Origin of the sequence: Yonghaparkia sp. Soil809 (assembly GCF_001429705.1) — a bacterium.
Taxonomy (GTDB): Bacteria; Actinomycetota; Actinomycetes; order Actinomycetales; family Microbacteriaceae; genus Microcella.
Genome location: NZ_LMSV01000001.1, coordinates 531,224 through 545,525, shown reverse-complemented (window position 1 = coordinate 545,525; position 14,302 = coordinate 531,224). Strand labels below are relative to the sequence as shown.

The following is a 14,302-nucleotide window of genomic DNA, read 5'->3' as shown; positions in this document are numbered from 1 at the left end:
AGGGATTGACGAAATCGCTCGGATAGGGCATGCAGCGAACACGCTACCGACCTCGGCGGAGTCGCCCCGCGCAGCGGCTCCCCGGCGGCACGGCCTACCCTGGAGGGGTGCTCGCCGCCCCGCTGACCTCCGCCGAGATCGAGGGGATCCGCGCGCGGTTCCCGATCCTCCGTCGCGAGGTCAACGGGCATCCCCTCGTCTACCTCGACTCGGCGGCCACCGCGCAGAAGCCCGACTCGGTGATCGACGCCGAGAGCGACTTCCTGCGCACCTCGAACGCGGCCGTCAATCGCGGAGCGCACTCCCTCGCCGGCGAGGCCACCGAGGCGTACGAGGATGCCCGGGGCGCGATCGCGCGCTTCCTCGGCGTCGACGACGACGAGATCGTGTTCACGAGCCACGCCACCGAGGCGCTCAACCTCGTCGCGTACTCGCTCGGCACGGCGAGCATCGGCGCGTCGAGCCCGGGCCGCGGCGCCGGATCTCACCCCGGTGCGGCACCCTTCGCCCTGCGCGAGGGCGACGAGATCGTCGTCACCGAGCTCGAGCACCACGCGAACCTCATCCCGTGGCAGGAGCTCGCGGCGCGCACCGGCGCGACGCTGCGGTACATCCCCGCGCTCGACCACGGCGGGCTCGACCCCGAGGCCGCCGCGCGCATCATCGGCGAGCGCACGCGCGTGCTCGCCGTCACCCACGTCTCGAACGTCACGGGAGGCGTCACCCCGCTCGACCGGCTGGTGCCGCTCGCCCGCGCGGTCGGCGCGCTCGTCGTGCTCGACGCGTGCCAGTCGGCGCCGCACCTGCCCTTGCGCCCGCGCGAGCTCGACGTCGACATCGCCGTCTTCAGCGGCCACAAGCTCTACGGGCCGACCGGCATCGGCGTGCTCTACGGCCGCGCCGAGCTGCTGGACGCGCTGCCCCCGTTCCTCTACGGCGGGTCGATGATCACGACCGTCACGATGGAGCGCGCCGAGTACCTGCCCGCGCCCCACCGCTTCGAGCCGGGGACGCCCCGGCTCTCGCAGGCCGTCGGGCTCGCCGCGGCGATCCGCTTCGTCGAGGAGGTCGGGATGGAGCGCATCGCGGCGACCGAGCACGTGCTCGCCGCGCGTCTGCTCGACGGCCTCGCCCGCGTGCCCGGCGTGCGCATCCTCGGCGCCGACAACCCCGCGCCGCGCGTCGCCCTCGCCTCGATCGTCGTCGACGGCGTGCACGCGCACGATGCGGGCCAGGTGCTCGACGACCGCGGCATCGCGGCCCGCGTCGGCCACCACTGCGCGCAGCCGCTGCACCGGCGCTTCGGCGTGAGCGCGAGCCTGCGGCTGAGCGCGGGCATCCACACGACGGAGGACGAGCTCGATCGCGCGATCGACGCAGTGGCGGGCATCCGCCCGTTCTTCGGTCTCGGCGAGGGGGCGGGAGCATGAGCGGTCTCGAGCAGCTGTACCAGCAGATCATCATGGATCACGCGAAGCACCCGCACGGCACCGACCTCGCCGCGGGCGAGAAGACGAGCCACCAGCGGAACCCCGTCTGCGGCGACGAGGTGACGCTCGCCCTACGGTGGGATGCCGCGGGCGATCGCATCGCGGACGTCGCGTGGGAGGGGAGCGGGTGCTCGATCTCGCAGGCGAGCGCCTCGCTCCTGGCGACCCTCGCGGAGGAGAGCGCCGCCGAGGGCGCGGCGTGGACGCCGGAGGAGCTCACGGCGCTCATCGCGGAGTTCCGCGAGGCGCTCCGCTCGCGCGGGGCGATCGCCCTCGACGAGGAGCGCTTCGGCGACGCGGCGGCGCTCAGCGGCGTCTCGAAGTACGTCGCGCGCGTGAAGTGCGCGATGCTCGCGTGGGTCGCGGCGGAGGACCTGCTCGTGCGGCGCGCGGGCGAGGGCCGCTAGGCGCGGCTCAGCCCTCGACGGCCTCGAGCACCCAGATCGGGATGCGCCGCTCCGTCTTCTTCTGGTACTCGGCGTAGTCGGGCCAGACGGCGCAGGCGCGCTCCCACCACAGCGCCCGCTCGGGGCCCTCGGCGAGCTCGCGGGCCCGGTAGTCGCGCTTCTCGGCCATGTCCTGCAGCTCGCACAGCGGGTGCGCGACGAGGTTGCCGTGCCAGGCGGGATGCTCGGGGGCTCCGCCCTTCGACGCGACGACGAGGTAGTCGCCCTTGTGCTCGACGCGCATGAGCGCGGTCTTGCGCAGCTTGCCGGTCGACGCGCCGAGCGTGGTCAGGACGATGATGGGCCGGCCGCGGAGGTCGTTGCCCTCCAGGCCGTTCGTGCGCTCGTAGAGCTCCGCCTGCTCGCGGGCCCACTCGGACGTGCTGGGTGCGTACTCTCCGGTCAGCGGCATGACTCGAGGCTAACGCCGACGGACGCCTCTTGGCGTGTCGCGTGCGCGAGGCGTACTGTCGGCACTCGAACGTATGTTCGAGTGATCCCATCAGTCGCGCGGGCCGGAGCGCACGAGCCGATGAAGGAGGCAGCCGTGCCGGCTCCTGCTCCCACCCCGTCACCCGCCGTGCTCCCCGCCGAGCGCGCCGCCGCTCTCGAGCCCGCCGTCGTCTGGAGCGACGCCGATGGCCGCCCGATCCGCCTGATCTGGCAGGGCTCCCGGTGGCGCGTCACCGATCGCCCCACGGTCATCACCGAGCCGGTCGCGTGGTGGCGCCGCCTCGATCCGGATGCCCTCGCTCTCGATCGGGCGCCGCGCGAGTGCACCGGCTGGCGCCTGCAGGCCACGGCCGACGACGGGCGCAGCTGCATCCTCGACCTCCGCGACGGCGGAGACCCCTCGCGCTGGCTCGTCGTGAAGGTCTACGAGTGAGACGGCGCCCGTAGCGGCCCGACCGTCGGGCCCCGGCCATCCCGGTCCGACATAATCGGGCCATGGCACCCCGGCCGTGGCGCGGCGCTCCGCTTCTCGCGGTCACGAACGACTCCGGGAGCGGCCCGGTCGTCGTCATGATCCACGGCATCGCGTCCTCCTCGGTCACCTTCCATCACCTCGTGCCGCTCCTGGAGCCGCACTTCCGCGTCATCACCCTCGACATCCTCGGCTTCGGCGCCTCGCCCGCGCCGGAGGGAGCGACGTACACGCTCGAGGAGCACGAGCGCTCGCTGCACGCGACGCTCCGATCGCTCGGGCTCCGGCGCGACGTCATCCTCGTCGGGCACTCGCTCGGCGGGCTCATCGCCGCGCGCTACGCCGCGACGCACCGCAGGGTGCTCTCGCGCCTCGTGCTCGTGGGGTCGCCGATCTACCTGCCTCCGGCGCTCATCGGCGACCCGGTCGATCGGGCGAGCATGGGCGCCTACTTCTCCGTCTACGAGTTCCTGCGCTCCAACCCGCGCTTCACGACGCGCACGGCGGCGGCGCTCGCCGCGATCGCGCCCATCAAGAACGTCCTCGAGCTCACCGAGACGAACTGGACGCCGTTCATGCTCTCGCTGCAGAACGCGATCGAGTCGCAGACGACCCTCGCCGATCTCGCGCGCGTGAGCGTCCCGATCGACCTCGTCTACGGCGCGCTCGATCCGTTCCTCGCGCCGAGCGGCATCGGGATCGTCGAGCAGCTGCGCCACGTGACCGCCCACCGCGTCTCGGGCGTCGCGCACATCCTCCGCCCCCGACTCGCGCAGGCGGTCGCGCGCGTGCTCGACTCGTCGCGGCCGGTGAGCCCGGCGGCGACTCGGACGCCCGTCGATCCGGGCTAGCGGCGTTCGATGAGCTGCGCGAGCTCGCCGATGAAGCTCGCGAAGTCGCCGCCCGCGCGCACGAGCTCGCCGACCTCGCGGCGCGAGGCGAACACGTCGACGAACTGATCGAACAGGGGCTGGAAGCGCGCCCTGCCCTCGGGGCTGAACGCGATGAGAGCCACGACCGAGACCCGGGCATCCCCCCACGCGACGGGGGTGGGGCACAGCGCGAGGGCGATCGCGGTGCGCGCGGCCGAGAGCCCCATGGCGTGGGGCATCGCGAGGGTCTCGCTGAACGCGGTCGACGACATCCGCTCGCGCTCGAGGGCGCCCTCGACGTAGCGATCGTCGACGATGCCCGCGGCGACGAGCGATGCCCCGAGCCCGCGGATGATCGACTCGGGGTCGTCGCCCGGGGGCTCGGCGAAGAAGAGCTCGGCGTCGAAGTACTCGAGCAGCTCGTCGGTGATGCGCTGGCGGCGGCGCTGCCGGCGCACGCGCCAGATCGCCTGGCGGATCGCGTCGATGTCGTCGTCGGTGAGGAAGGGCTGCACGACGACGACGCCCTCGCGCAGCGCGGGGGAGGGGATGGTCGAGATCACGAGGTCGCTCGTGAGCTCGCGCGGGTCGACGTCGGTGCGCGTGACGACGAACTCGATCGACAGGTCGGCGCCCAGCTCGCGCTCGATGCGGCTGCGCAGGATCGCGTGCAGGTCGNGCGAGCCGAGGTGCAGGGCGATGTACGAGATCTCGTCGTCGTCGACGGTGATACCGCGCTCGCGCTGCACGATCGAGGCGATGAAGACGGCGATGTCGAAGATGAGCGGGTACGAGCTCTTGATCGAGCGCGCGAGCGGATTCCGCGAGCGGGCGTCCTCGCGAGCGCGCGTCACGAGGTTCCCGAGGTGCAGCGCGAGGCGGGCGATGAAGGCGTCGTCGCGGAAGTCGACGAGGTACTCCTCGGCCACGAGGTCGACGATGCGGCGCACGGTGCCGAGGTCGGCCTCGTCGACGTGCGGCGCGCCCTCCGACCCGGCGCCGGGCGCGATGACGCGCGTCGTGAGCAGTCGTGCGAGGTACTCGACGTCGGCCTCGGTGACCGCGACGTCGAAGTGGTCGGGGATGAGCCGGTGCAGGGTCGCGTTGATGGGGGCGGCGCGGGTCGCGGCCGTCGGGGCCGTCGCGGTCGGCGGCAGGTGACGCTCGCGCCGCGCGCGCTCGACCGCGATCGCGACGTGCAGGATGACGGCGTCGATGCCGTACTCGTTGATGAAGAAGCCGTCCGCGTCGAGCGCCTGGATCAGCTCGGTCTTGAACGCCCCGAGCCCGCCCACGCCGAACTCGCTCTCGATCGCGTCGAGCTCGAGCACGCCCTGCGCGCTCTCGCTCTGCAGGAGGCGGCTGAGCAGGCGGCGGCTCGCGGCCTCCGACCCGGCGAGCGCGATCGTGCTGCCGCGTCGGGTGAGGGATGCCCCGCTCTCCTCCGCGAGCGCCCTCACCTTGCGCAGGTCGGCCTCGAGGGTCGAGTCGCTCACGTAGAGGCTCTCGGCGAGCTCGTAGGCGTCGAGTCCCTCGTCGGCGTCCGTCAGGCGGCGGACGAGGTGGTGCACGCGCGCCTGCGGGGTCTCGGCGGCGCTGCCCCGACCGCGGCCCGCGGCGAGGAACTCGGCGTAGGCCTCGCGGTTCAGTCGATAGCCGGCGGTCGACGCGGTCACGATGACGAGCGGGTGCGCGGCGGTCTTCGCGGCGGCGACGTAGCTGCGCACCGACCGCGTCGTCACGCCGAGCCGCTCGGCGAGCTCGGTGGCGGTCACCCAGTCGTCGGCGTGCAGCAGGAGCTCGAGCATCCGCTCGTACTTGTCGGCCATGTCCGGCTCACTGTAGACCAGCCCGTCGCGCGGGCCGACGGTCGCAGCGGCGCGGATGCCCGGCGCGCCTTCCGCAGGGGTGGGAAGGAAGTCTGCTGGAGCCGCGGGCGGCCCGCGGGCGAGCATGAGTACGTTCCGCACACGATCGCGAGGAGGCGCTCATGACCCGCACGGTCGCCGTCGTCTGCGGTTCGGGCGTCTCGAGCACCTTCCTCGCCCGCGGGCTCCGCGGCGCGATCGCCGAGCGCTCGCTCGACTGGCGCGTCGAGCCGCTCTCGGTCGACGAGCTCGCCGACCGCGCGGACGACCTCGATCTCGTGATCGTCGGGCAGCACCTCGCCGCCGGCGTCGACGCGGTCACCTCGGCGCTCGACGGTCGCGCACCGTCCGTCGTTCTCGACGCCGCGGGCACCGGGCCCGACGCCGTCGCGTCGGCCCTCGCGCACCTGACCGCCGCCCCCTCCGCAGCCTCGTCCACCACCGCCCCCTCCGAAGGAGAGCACCATGGCTGACCGCACCCTCGTCGTCGCATCCGCCCACGGGCTCCACGCCCGCCCCGCCGCGCTGTTCGTGAGGTCGGTCACCGAGTCGGGCTGCGCGGTGCAGCTGCGGAAGGGCGAGCGCAGCGTCAACGCCGCGAGCATCCTCGGCGTCGTCTCGCTCGGCATCGAGCACGGCGATGAGGTGACTCTGACCGTCACGGGCGACGACGACGAGCGCGTGCTCGCCGAGCTCACCTCCTTCCTCGAGCAGGACCACGACGCGTGAGCGGCACCTCGACCCGCCCGGCCCTCATGCGCGGCATCGGAATCGGTCGCGGCACCGCCGTCGGCCCCGTGCTGCGCATGCCCGACCCCGTGCCCGACCCGAGCGACCGGCCGAGCACCCTCGCGCCGGCGGAGGAGCAGGCGCGCGCGGCCCAGGCGCTCGCGGCGACGGCTTCCCACCTGCGCGAGCGCGGTCAGGCCGCGGGCGGCACCGCCGCCGAGGTGCTCGACGCCCTCGCCATGATGGCGGAGGACCCCGCGCTCGCCGCCGACGTGCAGCACCGCACGGAGGACGGCGCGACCGCGGAGTTCGCGATCCACGCCGCGATGACGACCTTCCGCGAGCTCCTCGCGGGGATGGGCGGCTATCTCGGCGAGCGGGCCGGCGACCTCGATGACGTCGCGCGCCGCGCGATCGCCCGCCTGCAGGGGCTGCCGGCACCGGGCATCCCCGAATCGGCGACTCCGTTCGTGCTCGTCGCGCGCGACCTCGCCCCCGCCGACACGGCGACCCTCGACCTCGACCGCGTGCTCGCGCTCATCACGACCGACGGCGGCCCGACCTCGCACACGGCGATCCTCGCCCGCGAGAAGGGCATCACGGCGATCGTCGGCGCCTCCGACGCGGCCGGGCTCGTCGACGGCGACCTCGTGCTCGTCGACGCCGAGAACGGCACGGTGGAGCTCGACCCCGCGCAGGAGCGCATCGACCTCGCCCGCCAGCGCACCGCCACGCTGCAGGCGATCCGCGCCGCGAGCAGCGGCCCCGGGCGCCTCGCCGACGGCCGGGCCGTGCCGCTGCTCGCCAACATCGGCTCGCCCGAGTCGGCGCGCGAGGCGGCCGCCCGCGGCGCCGAGGGCGTCGGGCTCTTCCGCACCGAGGTGCTCTTCCTGGGCGCCGAGACGGCGCCGAGCGTCGACGAGCAGGCGGCGACCTACCGGGATGTCTTCGCGCAGTTCCCGGGGCAGAAGGTCGTCGTGCGCGTGCTCGACGCCGGCGCCGACAAGCCGCTCGCCTTCCTCACCGACCAGGGGGAGGAGAACCCCGCGCTCGGCCGCCGCGGGCTGCGCGCGCTCGCCGCGCACGAGGAGGTGCTGCGCGATCAGCTCACGGCTCTCGCGACGGCCGCCGCCTCGAGCGAGGCGCATGTCCAGGTCATGGCGCCGATGGTGTCGACCGCGGCCGAGGCGAAGTACTTCCGCGACCTGGCCCATGAGCTCGGCATCGCCGTCGCGGGCGTCATGGTCGAGGTGCCGTCGTGCGCGATCATGGCCGACCACGTCGCGGCGAACGCCGACTTCCTGTCGATCGGCACGAACGACCTGACGCAGTACGTCTTCGCCGCCGACCGCCTGCTCGGCACGGTGTCGGCTTTCCAGGACCCGTGGCACCCGGCGGTCCTCCGGCTCATCGAGCAGGTCGGCCGCGCGGGCGCCGAGCACGACGTGCCCGTCGGCATCTGCGGCGAGGCCGCCGCCGACCCGCGGCTCGCCCTCGTGCTCGTCGGACTCGGTGCGACGAGCCTGTCGATGTCGTCGACGTCGATCGCCGACGTGCGGGCCGAGCTCGCGCTGCGCACGTTCGACGAGGCGACCGAGCTCGCCGCCCTCGCTCTCGGCGCCGACAGCGCCGAGTCGGCCCGCGCCGCGGTCGCCGACCGCATCGCGTCCTGGCCCCCGCCCGCCATCTGACCCGCACCCCGGCACCCACCGCACCACCCGGCAATCGCACACCTGCACTCCGAAAACACCCCGAACCCCAGAAAACAAGGAGCGACACCCATGACGACGACGTCAGCCCCTCCCGCCAGCTCCGCACGCGTGCGCGTGCAGCGCTTCGGCACCTTCCTGAGCGGCATGATCATGCCCAACATCGCGGCCTTCATCGCGTGGGGCTTCATCACGGCCTTCTTCATCCCGACCGGCTGGACTCCCAACGCCGACCTCGAGAAGCTCGTCGGCCCGATGATCGTCTACCTGCTCCCGCTGCTCATCGCGAACACCGGCGGCCGCATGGTCTACGGCACGCGCGGCGGCGTCGTGGCCTCGATCGCGACGATGGGCGTCATCGTCGGCACGAGCGTGCCGATGTTCCTCGGCGCGATGATCGTCGGCCCGCTCGCGGCGTGGCTCATGAAGAAGGTCGACGCGCTGTGGGCCGGCAAGATCCGCGCCGGCTTCGAGATGCTCGTCGACAACTTCTCCGCCGGAATCCTCGGCTTCGGCCTCGCGATCCTCGCGTTCTTCGGCCTCTCGCCCGTGTTCACGGTCGTGAGCGACGCCCTCGGCGCCGGCGCGAAGTTCCTCACCGAGACGGGCCTGCTGCCGCTCGCGAGCCTCGTGATCGAGCCGGGCAAGGTGCTCTTCCTCAACAACGCCATCAACCAGGGCGTGCTGACCCCGCTCGGCATCGAGCAGGCCGCTGAGCAGGGCAAGTCGATCCTGTTCCTCCTGGAGGCCAACCCCGGCCCGGGCCTCGGCCTGCTGCTCGCGTTCGCCGTCTTCGGCGTGGGCATCGCGCGCGCCACCGCGCCCGGCGCGATCATCATCCAGTTCCTCGGCGGCATCCACGAGATCTACTTCCCGTACGTGCTCATGAAGCCGATCCTCATCGTCGCCATGATCGGCGGCGGCATGACCGGCATCGCGACGAACCTGATCTTCCAGTCGGGTCTGCGCGCTCCCGCCTCGCCCGGCTCGATCTTCGCGGTGCTCCTGCAGACGGCGAACGACAGCTACCTCGGGGTCATCCTCTCGGTCGTGCTCTCCGCGACGGTCTCCTTCCTCATCGCCGGCGTCATCCTCCGCGCGAGCCGCAAGAAGGACATGGCCTCGCTCGAGGCGGGTGCCGACGGGTTCACCGGCGCCGTCTCGCAGAACGCGGCCAACAAGGGCGGCGACTCGAAGGTCGCGGGCCTCCTGGGCCAGGAGGCGGCGACGGCGACGGCCACGCGCATCCAGAACATCGTGTTCGCGTGCGACGCCGGAATGGGGTCGAGCGCGATGGGTGCGACCGTCCTGCGCAAGAAGCTCAAGGACGCGGGCATCGAGGGGGTCACGGTCACCAACCAGGCGATCACCAACCTCACCGACGAGGCCGACCTCGTGATCACGCACCAGGACCTCACGGCCAGGGCCCACGAGCAGGCTCCGCACGCGCAGCACGTCTCGGTCGAGAACTTCATGGCGAGCCCGCAGTACGACGTCGTGGTCGGACTCCTGACGTCGCAGCAGTCGCCGCGGCAGCAGGGCTAGTCTCTGCCGCAACCCGGGGGCGGTCGTCCAGGCGGCCGCCCCCGGGCCCCCGCACTCCGGCGCCCGTCCCCGCGCGCCGACTCCCAGGAAGGACTGGCGACCCCATGACCGCCACCGTGCTCACCACCGACCGCATCGTCCTCGACGGCACCGCGCGCACGCGCGACGAGGCCATCGCCGAGGGCGCCCGCCTGCTCGAGGCCGCCGGGGCCGTCACGAGCGAGTACCACGCCGCGATGCTCGCGCGCGAGGAGCTCACCTCCACCTTCATGGGCAACCACCTCGCCATCCCGCACGGCACGAACGACGCGAAGGACGCGATCAAGGCGTCGGCGATGACGATCGTCCGCTACGCCGAGCCCATCGACTGGGACGGCGACCCCGTGCGCGTCGTCGCTGCGATCGCCGGCAAGAACGGCGAGCACATGAGCGTGCTCTCGGCCCTCGCCCTCGTCTTCAGCGACGAGGAGGCCGTCGAGCGGCTGCTCGTCGCGCCCGACGCCGAGACCGTCCTCGCGATGCTCGGCGACGTCAACGACGCCGTCGCGGAGTGACGGCGCGATGACCGCCGTCCACTTCGGCGCCGGCAACATCGGCCGCGGGTTCATCGGCCTGCTCCTCCACGACGCCGGCCACGAGCTCGTCTTCGTCGACGTCAACGCACCGCTCATCGCCGCGATCGCGGCCGCCGATTCGTACCGGGTGATCGAGATCGGAGGCGAGGAGCGCATCCGCACCGTCACCGGCTTCACCGGCATCGACTCGTCCGCCGACCCGGACGGCGCGGCGGCGGCCGTCGCCTCGGCCGACGTCGTGACGACGGCCGTGGGCCCGAGCATCCTGCGCTTCATCGCGCCCGTCATCGCCGCCGGGCTGCGCGCCCGCCCCGCAGGCCGCGCCCCTCTGCCGATCATGGCGTGCGAGAACGCGCTCGGAGCCACCGACCTGCTGCGCGCCCACCTCGCCGAGCTGCTCGTCGACGACCCGTCCGTGCTCGACCGCGCGGTCTTCGCGAACACGGCCGTCGATCGCATCGTCCCGATCCAGGAGCCCGAGGCGGGTCGTGAGCTGGATGTCCGCGTCGAGCCGTTCTGCGAGTGGGCGATCGAGGCGGGCCCGTTCGCCGACTCGCCCCCCGTCATCCCGGGCGCCCACCTCGTCGACGACCTCGCCCCCTACATCGAGCGGAAGCTCTTCACCGTCAACACCGGGCACGCGGCGACCGCGTACCTGGGGCGGCTCGCCGGCGCCACCACGGTCGACGAGGCCATCGGGATGCCGGCGGTGCGCTCCGGTGTCGAGGCGGCGCTGCGCGAGACGTCGCGGCTGCTCGTCGCGCGACACGGCTTCCCGGTCGAGGTGCAGGACGCGTACCGCGAGACCGCCCTGTCGCGCTTCGCGAACCCGGCACTGCACGACGGCGTCGAGCGCGTCGGGCGGCAACCGCTGCGCAAGCTCTCGCGGCACGAGCGGCTGATCGAGCCGGCCGCGGCGCTCGCCGAGCAGGGGGTCGAGCCGGTCGGACTGCTCGCGGTGATCGCGGCCGCGCTGCGGTTCCGCGTCCCCGACGACCCCGAGAGCGTCGAGCTGCAGGAGCGGCTGGGGTCGGAGAGCCCGTCGGCCGAGCTCGTGGAGTCGGTCACGGGGGTCGAGCCGGGGCATCCGCTGTTCGCGGCGCTGGAGGCGGCTGTTGCGGGGGCGCGGGTGGACGGCGTCGGGGCGTAGGTCGCGCTGTCGGGGGCGTCCTGGCCGCCTTCGTCCTGGCCGCCTTCGTCCTGCCGCCCTCGCCCTGCCGCCCTCGTCCTGGCCGTCCTCGCTGCCGTCGCCGCCCTCGCGTCGCACGTGCTCCTTAGTCGCACAGCGGCCCCCGGTTCGCCGCTCGTCCACATTTGCCCAGGTCAGGGGGCGTTCCCCATCGATTCGGCGATGAAGCTCGGCGACGTTCGAATGTCGGCGGTGGGGTGTTGAGTGGGATGCATGACGAGCCCGATCGAACCGCCCGCACCGGGGGAGAGTCCTTGCAACTCCGACCTGCGTCGCGCGTTCGACGAACTCATCGCCGCTGCAGAATTCGACGAGCTCACGGCGGAGATCAGCGTTACTCTCGCATCGTCGCGAACGGATGCCCTGCTCGAGGCGCTCGTCGAGTGCGAGGTGCGCGCGTCCCGCATCGCCGCGCGCCGGCTCGAGCTCGTGCACGAGCTGCGGGTCGAGCAGGAGCGCGTCGAGAAGGAGCGGGCTGAACGGGAGCACGGGGCCCCGGTGTCGACCGGCGCGAACTGGGATCCCGGCGTCATCGCTCGACGGAGCGCGTCGGCGGAGCTCGCGTGCGCACTGCGCATCACCTCCCGCACGGCGGACTCGCTTCTTGCTCGGGCGGCGACGCTCATCACGACGCTGCCGGTCACGATGGAGGCGCTGCGGGACGGGCGGGTCGCGTTCGCGCATGCCGCCGTCATCGCGGATGCCGCTGACGCTCTTCCTGTTGATTCGCGCGCCGAGTTCGAGTTGGCGATCCTGCCGAGCGCGGAAGCGCAGAACCCTTCCCGGCTGACGTCACGTGCGCGCATCCTCCGCGAGCGGATGCACCCCGAGTCCATCGCCGCGCGCAAGGCGGAGGCGATGGCGGCGCGAGATGTCTTCGTGGACCCTGTAGCCGACGGCATGGCGTGGCTGAGCGCGCTCCTGCCCGCCGAGAAGGCCTACGGCGCTTATCGGCGGCTCACGCGAATCGCCGAGTCGCTCGAGGACGAGCACGACCTCGGCGTCGGCGCGCCGGCCCGTTCCGGCATCGAGCGCCGGACGCTCGGCAACCGTCGCGCCGACGTGCTCGCCGACCTGCTCATCGCCGGAGAGATCGACGCGGGCGGTCTCGGCGTCGGCGTGCGGGCCGAGGTGCACGTGACGGTACTGGTTCTGACGCTGCTCGGGCAGAGCGGCGGTGCGCCCGCGACCCTCGAGGGCTACGGCCCGATCGACGATGACACCGCTCGCCGGCTCTCTGCGACGGCCCCGAGCTTCACGCGACTGCTGACCCACCCCGAGACCGGGGTCGTCCTCTCGGTCGGGCGCGATCGGTACCGCGTCCCTGCCGACCTCCAGACGTGGCGGCGAGTACGTGACGGCACCTGCCGCTTCCCCGGGTGCGCCCGCAGCGCCGCCCGCTGCGACCTCGATCACACGCGCGATTGGCGCCACGGCGGCGCGACGAGCCACGACAACCTCGCTCACCTCTGCCGGCATCACCATCGGCTGAAGCATCAGACCGGACGGACCGTGGCGCAGGAACCCGGAGGAGTGCTGCGGTGGCGTGCGCCGTCGGGCCGCACCTACGCGTCGGAGCCGGCGCTCGCGCTCACCGGATGAGCGTCGCTCGTCGCCTTCGACCGCCGCGTCCGTGCGCGCCGCAGGATCGCCCACGCGACGAGCGCGAGCACCCCGAGCGCGATGAGCCACGGCAGGAGCACGCCCGCGACGACGAGGGCGCCGCCGAGGAAGGCGAGCAGGGCATCCCACCCGGTGGCCAGCCCCGACCAGAACGAGTCGGGCTCGTCGACGGGCGCGACGTCCTCCGACCCGAGCGTGAGCGTGATCGTCGAGAGCGACACCTGGTCCTCGTAATAGCGTTCCTGCGCCTGCAGGCTCTCGAGCTCCGCCTGCCGGTCGCTGATCGCCGACTCGAGGGCGATGAGATCGTCCAGGTCCGCGGCCGCATCCTGCAGGGCCAGCAGGCGCGCGACCGACGACTCGAGCGCCGAGATGCGCGCCGTCAGGTCGCGCCGCTCGAACGTCACGTCGTCGCTCGAGAGTACGAGCTCCTCGCGCTCGCCGAGCGCCTCCAGTTCGTCGAGGGTCTCCATCAGCCGCGTGCTCGGGATGCGCAGCTCCAGAACCGCGCCGCCGCCGTTCCCGAACGAGTAGTAGCCGCTGTGCCCGCCGTACTCGTCGACCGAGTAGTCGGGCGCGAACTCAGTGCCGCCGCCCGACGAGGTGCCGTCGCCGCTCCCAGCGTCGCGCGGGGCGGACTCCCGCCGCCCATCCACCCGGCCGCCCGCGCGCTCGACGATTCGCGCCGCCTCGTCCGCCGCCTCGAGCGGATCCTCGACCGTCACGTAGAGCGACCCCGTGATGACGAGCTCGCGGTCCTCCGCGGGAGCCTCCCCGCCGCCTGAGCCGCCGCCGTCGGCGCCGCCACCCGCCCCGCCGCCCAGGTCGCCGCCGTCCTGGACCGGGGCCTCGCCCACGACACCGGGCTCGCCGCCCGAGCCGCCCGACTCGTCGCGCGCACCGATCGCCCCGCAGCCCGCGAGGAGCGGCCCGACGACCACGGCGAGAGCCGCGAGCGACAGCGCCGCGCGGCCGCGTCGTCGGAGGCGCGACCGGTGGTCGCCCGTCGGCCCGGATCGAGCCGCGGCCCCCTTTTCGCGCATCGTCCCGACAGGGTCTCCCACCGCATCCTGGGTGCTCATGCGGCTGACGGTAGACCCGCCCCGCTCGCCCGCACCAGGGTCCGAAGAGCGGTGCAACGCGATCGTGACCTGGGCGTGATCCGAGAGTGATCTGAGCGTCGGCCTCGAACGGCTCGAGGGCCCTCGACGCCCCGCTACGGTCGACTCAGCGCGGTGGGGATGCGCACCGGATCGGCCTGATGGACGGCGGTCCGAGCATCCGTCGCCGCTCTGACAGCCTGCGCGCTCAGGGGTGGACGCGAGGGACGA

Annotated in this window: 15 protein-coding genes; 11 read left to right on the top strand and 4 right to left on the bottom strand. The window is 73.1% G+C overall.

Annotated features, from left to right (window positions below; all coding sequences use genetic code 11):
• Positions 1-107: 107 nt before the first annotated feature.
• Together ASG83_RS02605 and sufU are read left to right on the top strand one after the other, a co-directional pair.
• Positions 108-1,430: a SufS family cysteine desulfurase gene (locus ASG83_RS02605; protein WP_055856805.1), complete on the top strand. Its 1,323-nt coding sequence runs from the start codon at positions 108-110 to the stop codon at positions 1,428-1,430.
• Positions 1,427-1,897: a Fe-S cluster assembly sulfur transfer protein SufU gene (gene sufU, locus ASG83_RS02600; RefSeq protein WP_055856802.1), complete on the top strand. Its 471-nt coding sequence runs from the start codon at positions 1,427-1,429 to the stop codon at positions 1,895-1,897. Before ASG83_RS02605 ends, sufU begins: the two co-directional genes overlap by 4 nt.
• Positions 1,898-1,904: 7 nt before the next feature.
• Here the strand turns inward: sufU and ASG83_RS02595 are convergent, their stop codons facing one another.
• Complete coding sequence (locus ASG83_RS02595) at positions 1,905-2,348, bottom strand: nitroreductase family deazaflavin-dependent oxidoreductase (protein ID WP_055856799.1); 444 nt, start codon at positions 2,346-2,348, stop codon at positions 1,905-1,907.
• 135 nt (positions 2,349-2,483) lie between these two features.
• Between ASG83_RS02595 and ASG83_RS02590 the strand changes: the two genes are divergently transcribed.
• Positions 2,484-2,822, top strand: coding sequence for a hypothetical protein (locus tag ASG83_RS02590; RefSeq protein WP_055856797.1), 339 nt, complete (start codon positions 2,484-2,486; stop codon positions 2,820-2,822).
• A gap of 62 nt (positions 2,823-2,884) precedes the next feature.
• Positions 2,885-3,712, top strand: a complete 828-nt coding sequence (locus ASG83_RS02585; protein WP_055856794.1) for an alpha/beta fold hydrolase — start codon at positions 2,885-2,887, stop codon at positions 3,710-3,712.
• Here the strand turns inward: ASG83_RS02585 and ASG83_RS13050 are convergent.
• Together ASG83_RS13050 and ASG83_RS13045 are read right to left on the bottom strand one after the other, a co-directional pair.
• Complete coding sequence (locus ASG83_RS13050) at positions 3,709-4,191, bottom strand: PTS sugar transporter subunit IIA (protein ID WP_235460078.1); 483 nt, start codon at positions 4,189-4,191, stop codon at positions 3,709-3,711. The genes ASG83_RS02585 and ASG83_RS13050 overlap by 4 nt on opposite strands.
• A 221-nt stretch (positions 4,192-4,412) precedes the next feature.
• Positions 4,413-5,541: PRD domain-containing protein (locus ASG83_RS13045; RefSeq protein ID WP_235460075.1), on the bottom strand; the 1,129-nt coding region annotated here is incomplete at its 3' end.
• 182 nt (positions 5,542-5,723) lie between these two features.
• On the opposite strand from ASG83_RS13045, the gene ASG83_RS02575 reads away from it, so the two are divergent.
• From ASG83_RS02575 to ASG83_RS02545, 7 genes are all read left to right on the top strand, one after another.
• Positions 5,724-6,074: a hypothetical protein gene (locus tag ASG83_RS02575; protein WP_055856789.1), complete on the top strand. Its 351-nt coding sequence runs from the start codon at positions 5,724-5,726 to the stop codon at positions 6,072-6,074.
• Positions 6,067-6,330, top strand: a complete 264-nt coding sequence (locus ASG83_RS02570; protein WP_055856786.1) for an HPr family phosphocarrier protein — start codon at positions 6,067-6,069, stop codon at positions 6,328-6,330. Before ASG83_RS02575 ends, ASG83_RS02570 begins: the two co-directional genes overlap by 8 nt.
• 26 nt (positions 6,331-6,356) lie before the next feature.
• Complete coding sequence (ptsP, locus tag ASG83_RS02565; protein ID WP_156711008.1) at positions 6,357-8,021, top strand: phosphoenolpyruvate--protein phosphotransferase; 1,665 nt, start codon at positions 6,357-6,359, stop codon at positions 8,019-8,021.
• A 90-nt stretch (positions 8,022-8,111) separates the two neighbouring features.
• Positions 8,112-9,584, top strand: a complete 1,473-nt coding sequence (locus ASG83_RS02560; protein WP_055856780.1) for a PTS mannitol transporter subunit IICB — start codon at positions 8,112-8,114, stop codon at positions 9,582-9,584.
• Between the two features lie 104 nt (positions 9,585-9,688).
• Entirely contained in the window at positions 9,689-10,138 is a 450-nt protein-coding gene (locus tag ASG83_RS02555; RefSeq protein WP_055856777.1) for a PTS sugar transporter subunit IIA, read from the top strand.
• Positions 10,139-10,145: 7 nt separating this feature from the next.
• Positions 10,146-11,309 carry a mannitol-1-phosphate 5-dehydrogenase gene (locus ASG83_RS02550; RefSeq protein WP_055856774.1) on the top strand — a complete coding sequence of 388 codons (1,164 nt, stop codon included), beginning with the start codon at positions 10,146-10,148 and terminating at the stop codon, positions 11,307-11,309.
• 252 nt (positions 11,310-11,561) lie between these two features.
• Complete coding sequence (locus tag ASG83_RS02545) at positions 11,562-12,950, top strand: HNH endonuclease signature motif containing protein (RefSeq protein ID WP_055856771.1); 1,389 nt, start codon at positions 11,562-11,564, stop codon at positions 12,948-12,950.
• Here the strand turns inward: ASG83_RS02545 and ASG83_RS02540 are convergent.
• A complete protein-coding gene (locus ASG83_RS02540; RefSeq protein WP_162253778.1) occupies positions 12,914-14,053 on the bottom strand; it encodes a DUF4349 domain-containing protein in 1,140 nt (379 codons plus the stop codon). The two genes, ASG83_RS02545 and ASG83_RS02540, sit on opposite strands and share 37 nt — an antisense overlap.
• Positions 14,054-14,302: the final 249 nt, after the last annotated feature.

What these genes read in the sequence shown, in the direction of transcription:
- sufU (WP_055856802.1), top strand. Translation starts at nt 1,427, where the DNA reads ATGAGCGGTCTCGAGCAGCTGTACCAGCAGATCATCATGGATCACGCG.
- ASG83_RS02595 (WP_055856799.1), bottom strand. Translation starts at nt 2,348, where the DNA reads ATGCCGCTGACCGGAGAGTACGCACCCAGCACGTCCGAGTGGGCCCGC.
- ASG83_RS02585 (WP_055856794.1), top strand. Translation starts at nt 2,885, where the DNA reads ATGGCACCCCGGCCGTGGCGCGGCGCTCCGCTTCTCGCGGTCACGAAC.
- ASG83_RS02575 (WP_055856789.1), top strand. Translation starts at nt 5,724, where the DNA reads ATGACCCGCACGGTCGCCGTCGTCTGCGGTTCGGGCGTCTCGAGCACC.
- ASG83_RS02570 (WP_055856786.1), top strand. Translation starts at nt 6,067, where the DNA reads ATGGCTGACCGCACCCTCGTCGTCGCATCCGCCCACGGGCTCCACGCC.
- ptsP (WP_156711008.1), top strand. Translation starts at nt 6,357, where the DNA reads ATGCGCGGCATCGGAATCGGTCGCGGCACCGCCGTCGGCCCCGTGCTG.
- ASG83_RS02560 (WP_055856780.1), top strand. Translation starts at nt 8,112, where the DNA reads ATGACGACGACGTCAGCCCCTCCCGCCAGCTCCGCACGCGTGCGCGTG.
- ASG83_RS02555 (WP_055856777.1), top strand. Translation starts at nt 9,689, where the DNA reads ATGACCGCCACCGTGCTCACCACCGACCGCATCGTCCTCGACGGCACC.
- ASG83_RS02550 (WP_055856774.1), top strand. Translation starts at nt 10,146, where the DNA reads ATGACCGCCGTCCACTTCGGCGCCGGCAACATCGGCCGCGGGTTCATC.
- ASG83_RS02545 (WP_055856771.1), top strand. Translation starts at nt 11,562, where the DNA reads ATGACGAGCCCGATCGAACCGCCCGCACCGGGGGAGAGTCCTTGCAAC.
- ASG83_RS02540 (WP_162253778.1), bottom strand. Translation starts at nt 14,053, where the DNA reads ATGAGCACCCAGGATGCGGTGGGAGACCCTGTCGGGACGATGCGCGAA.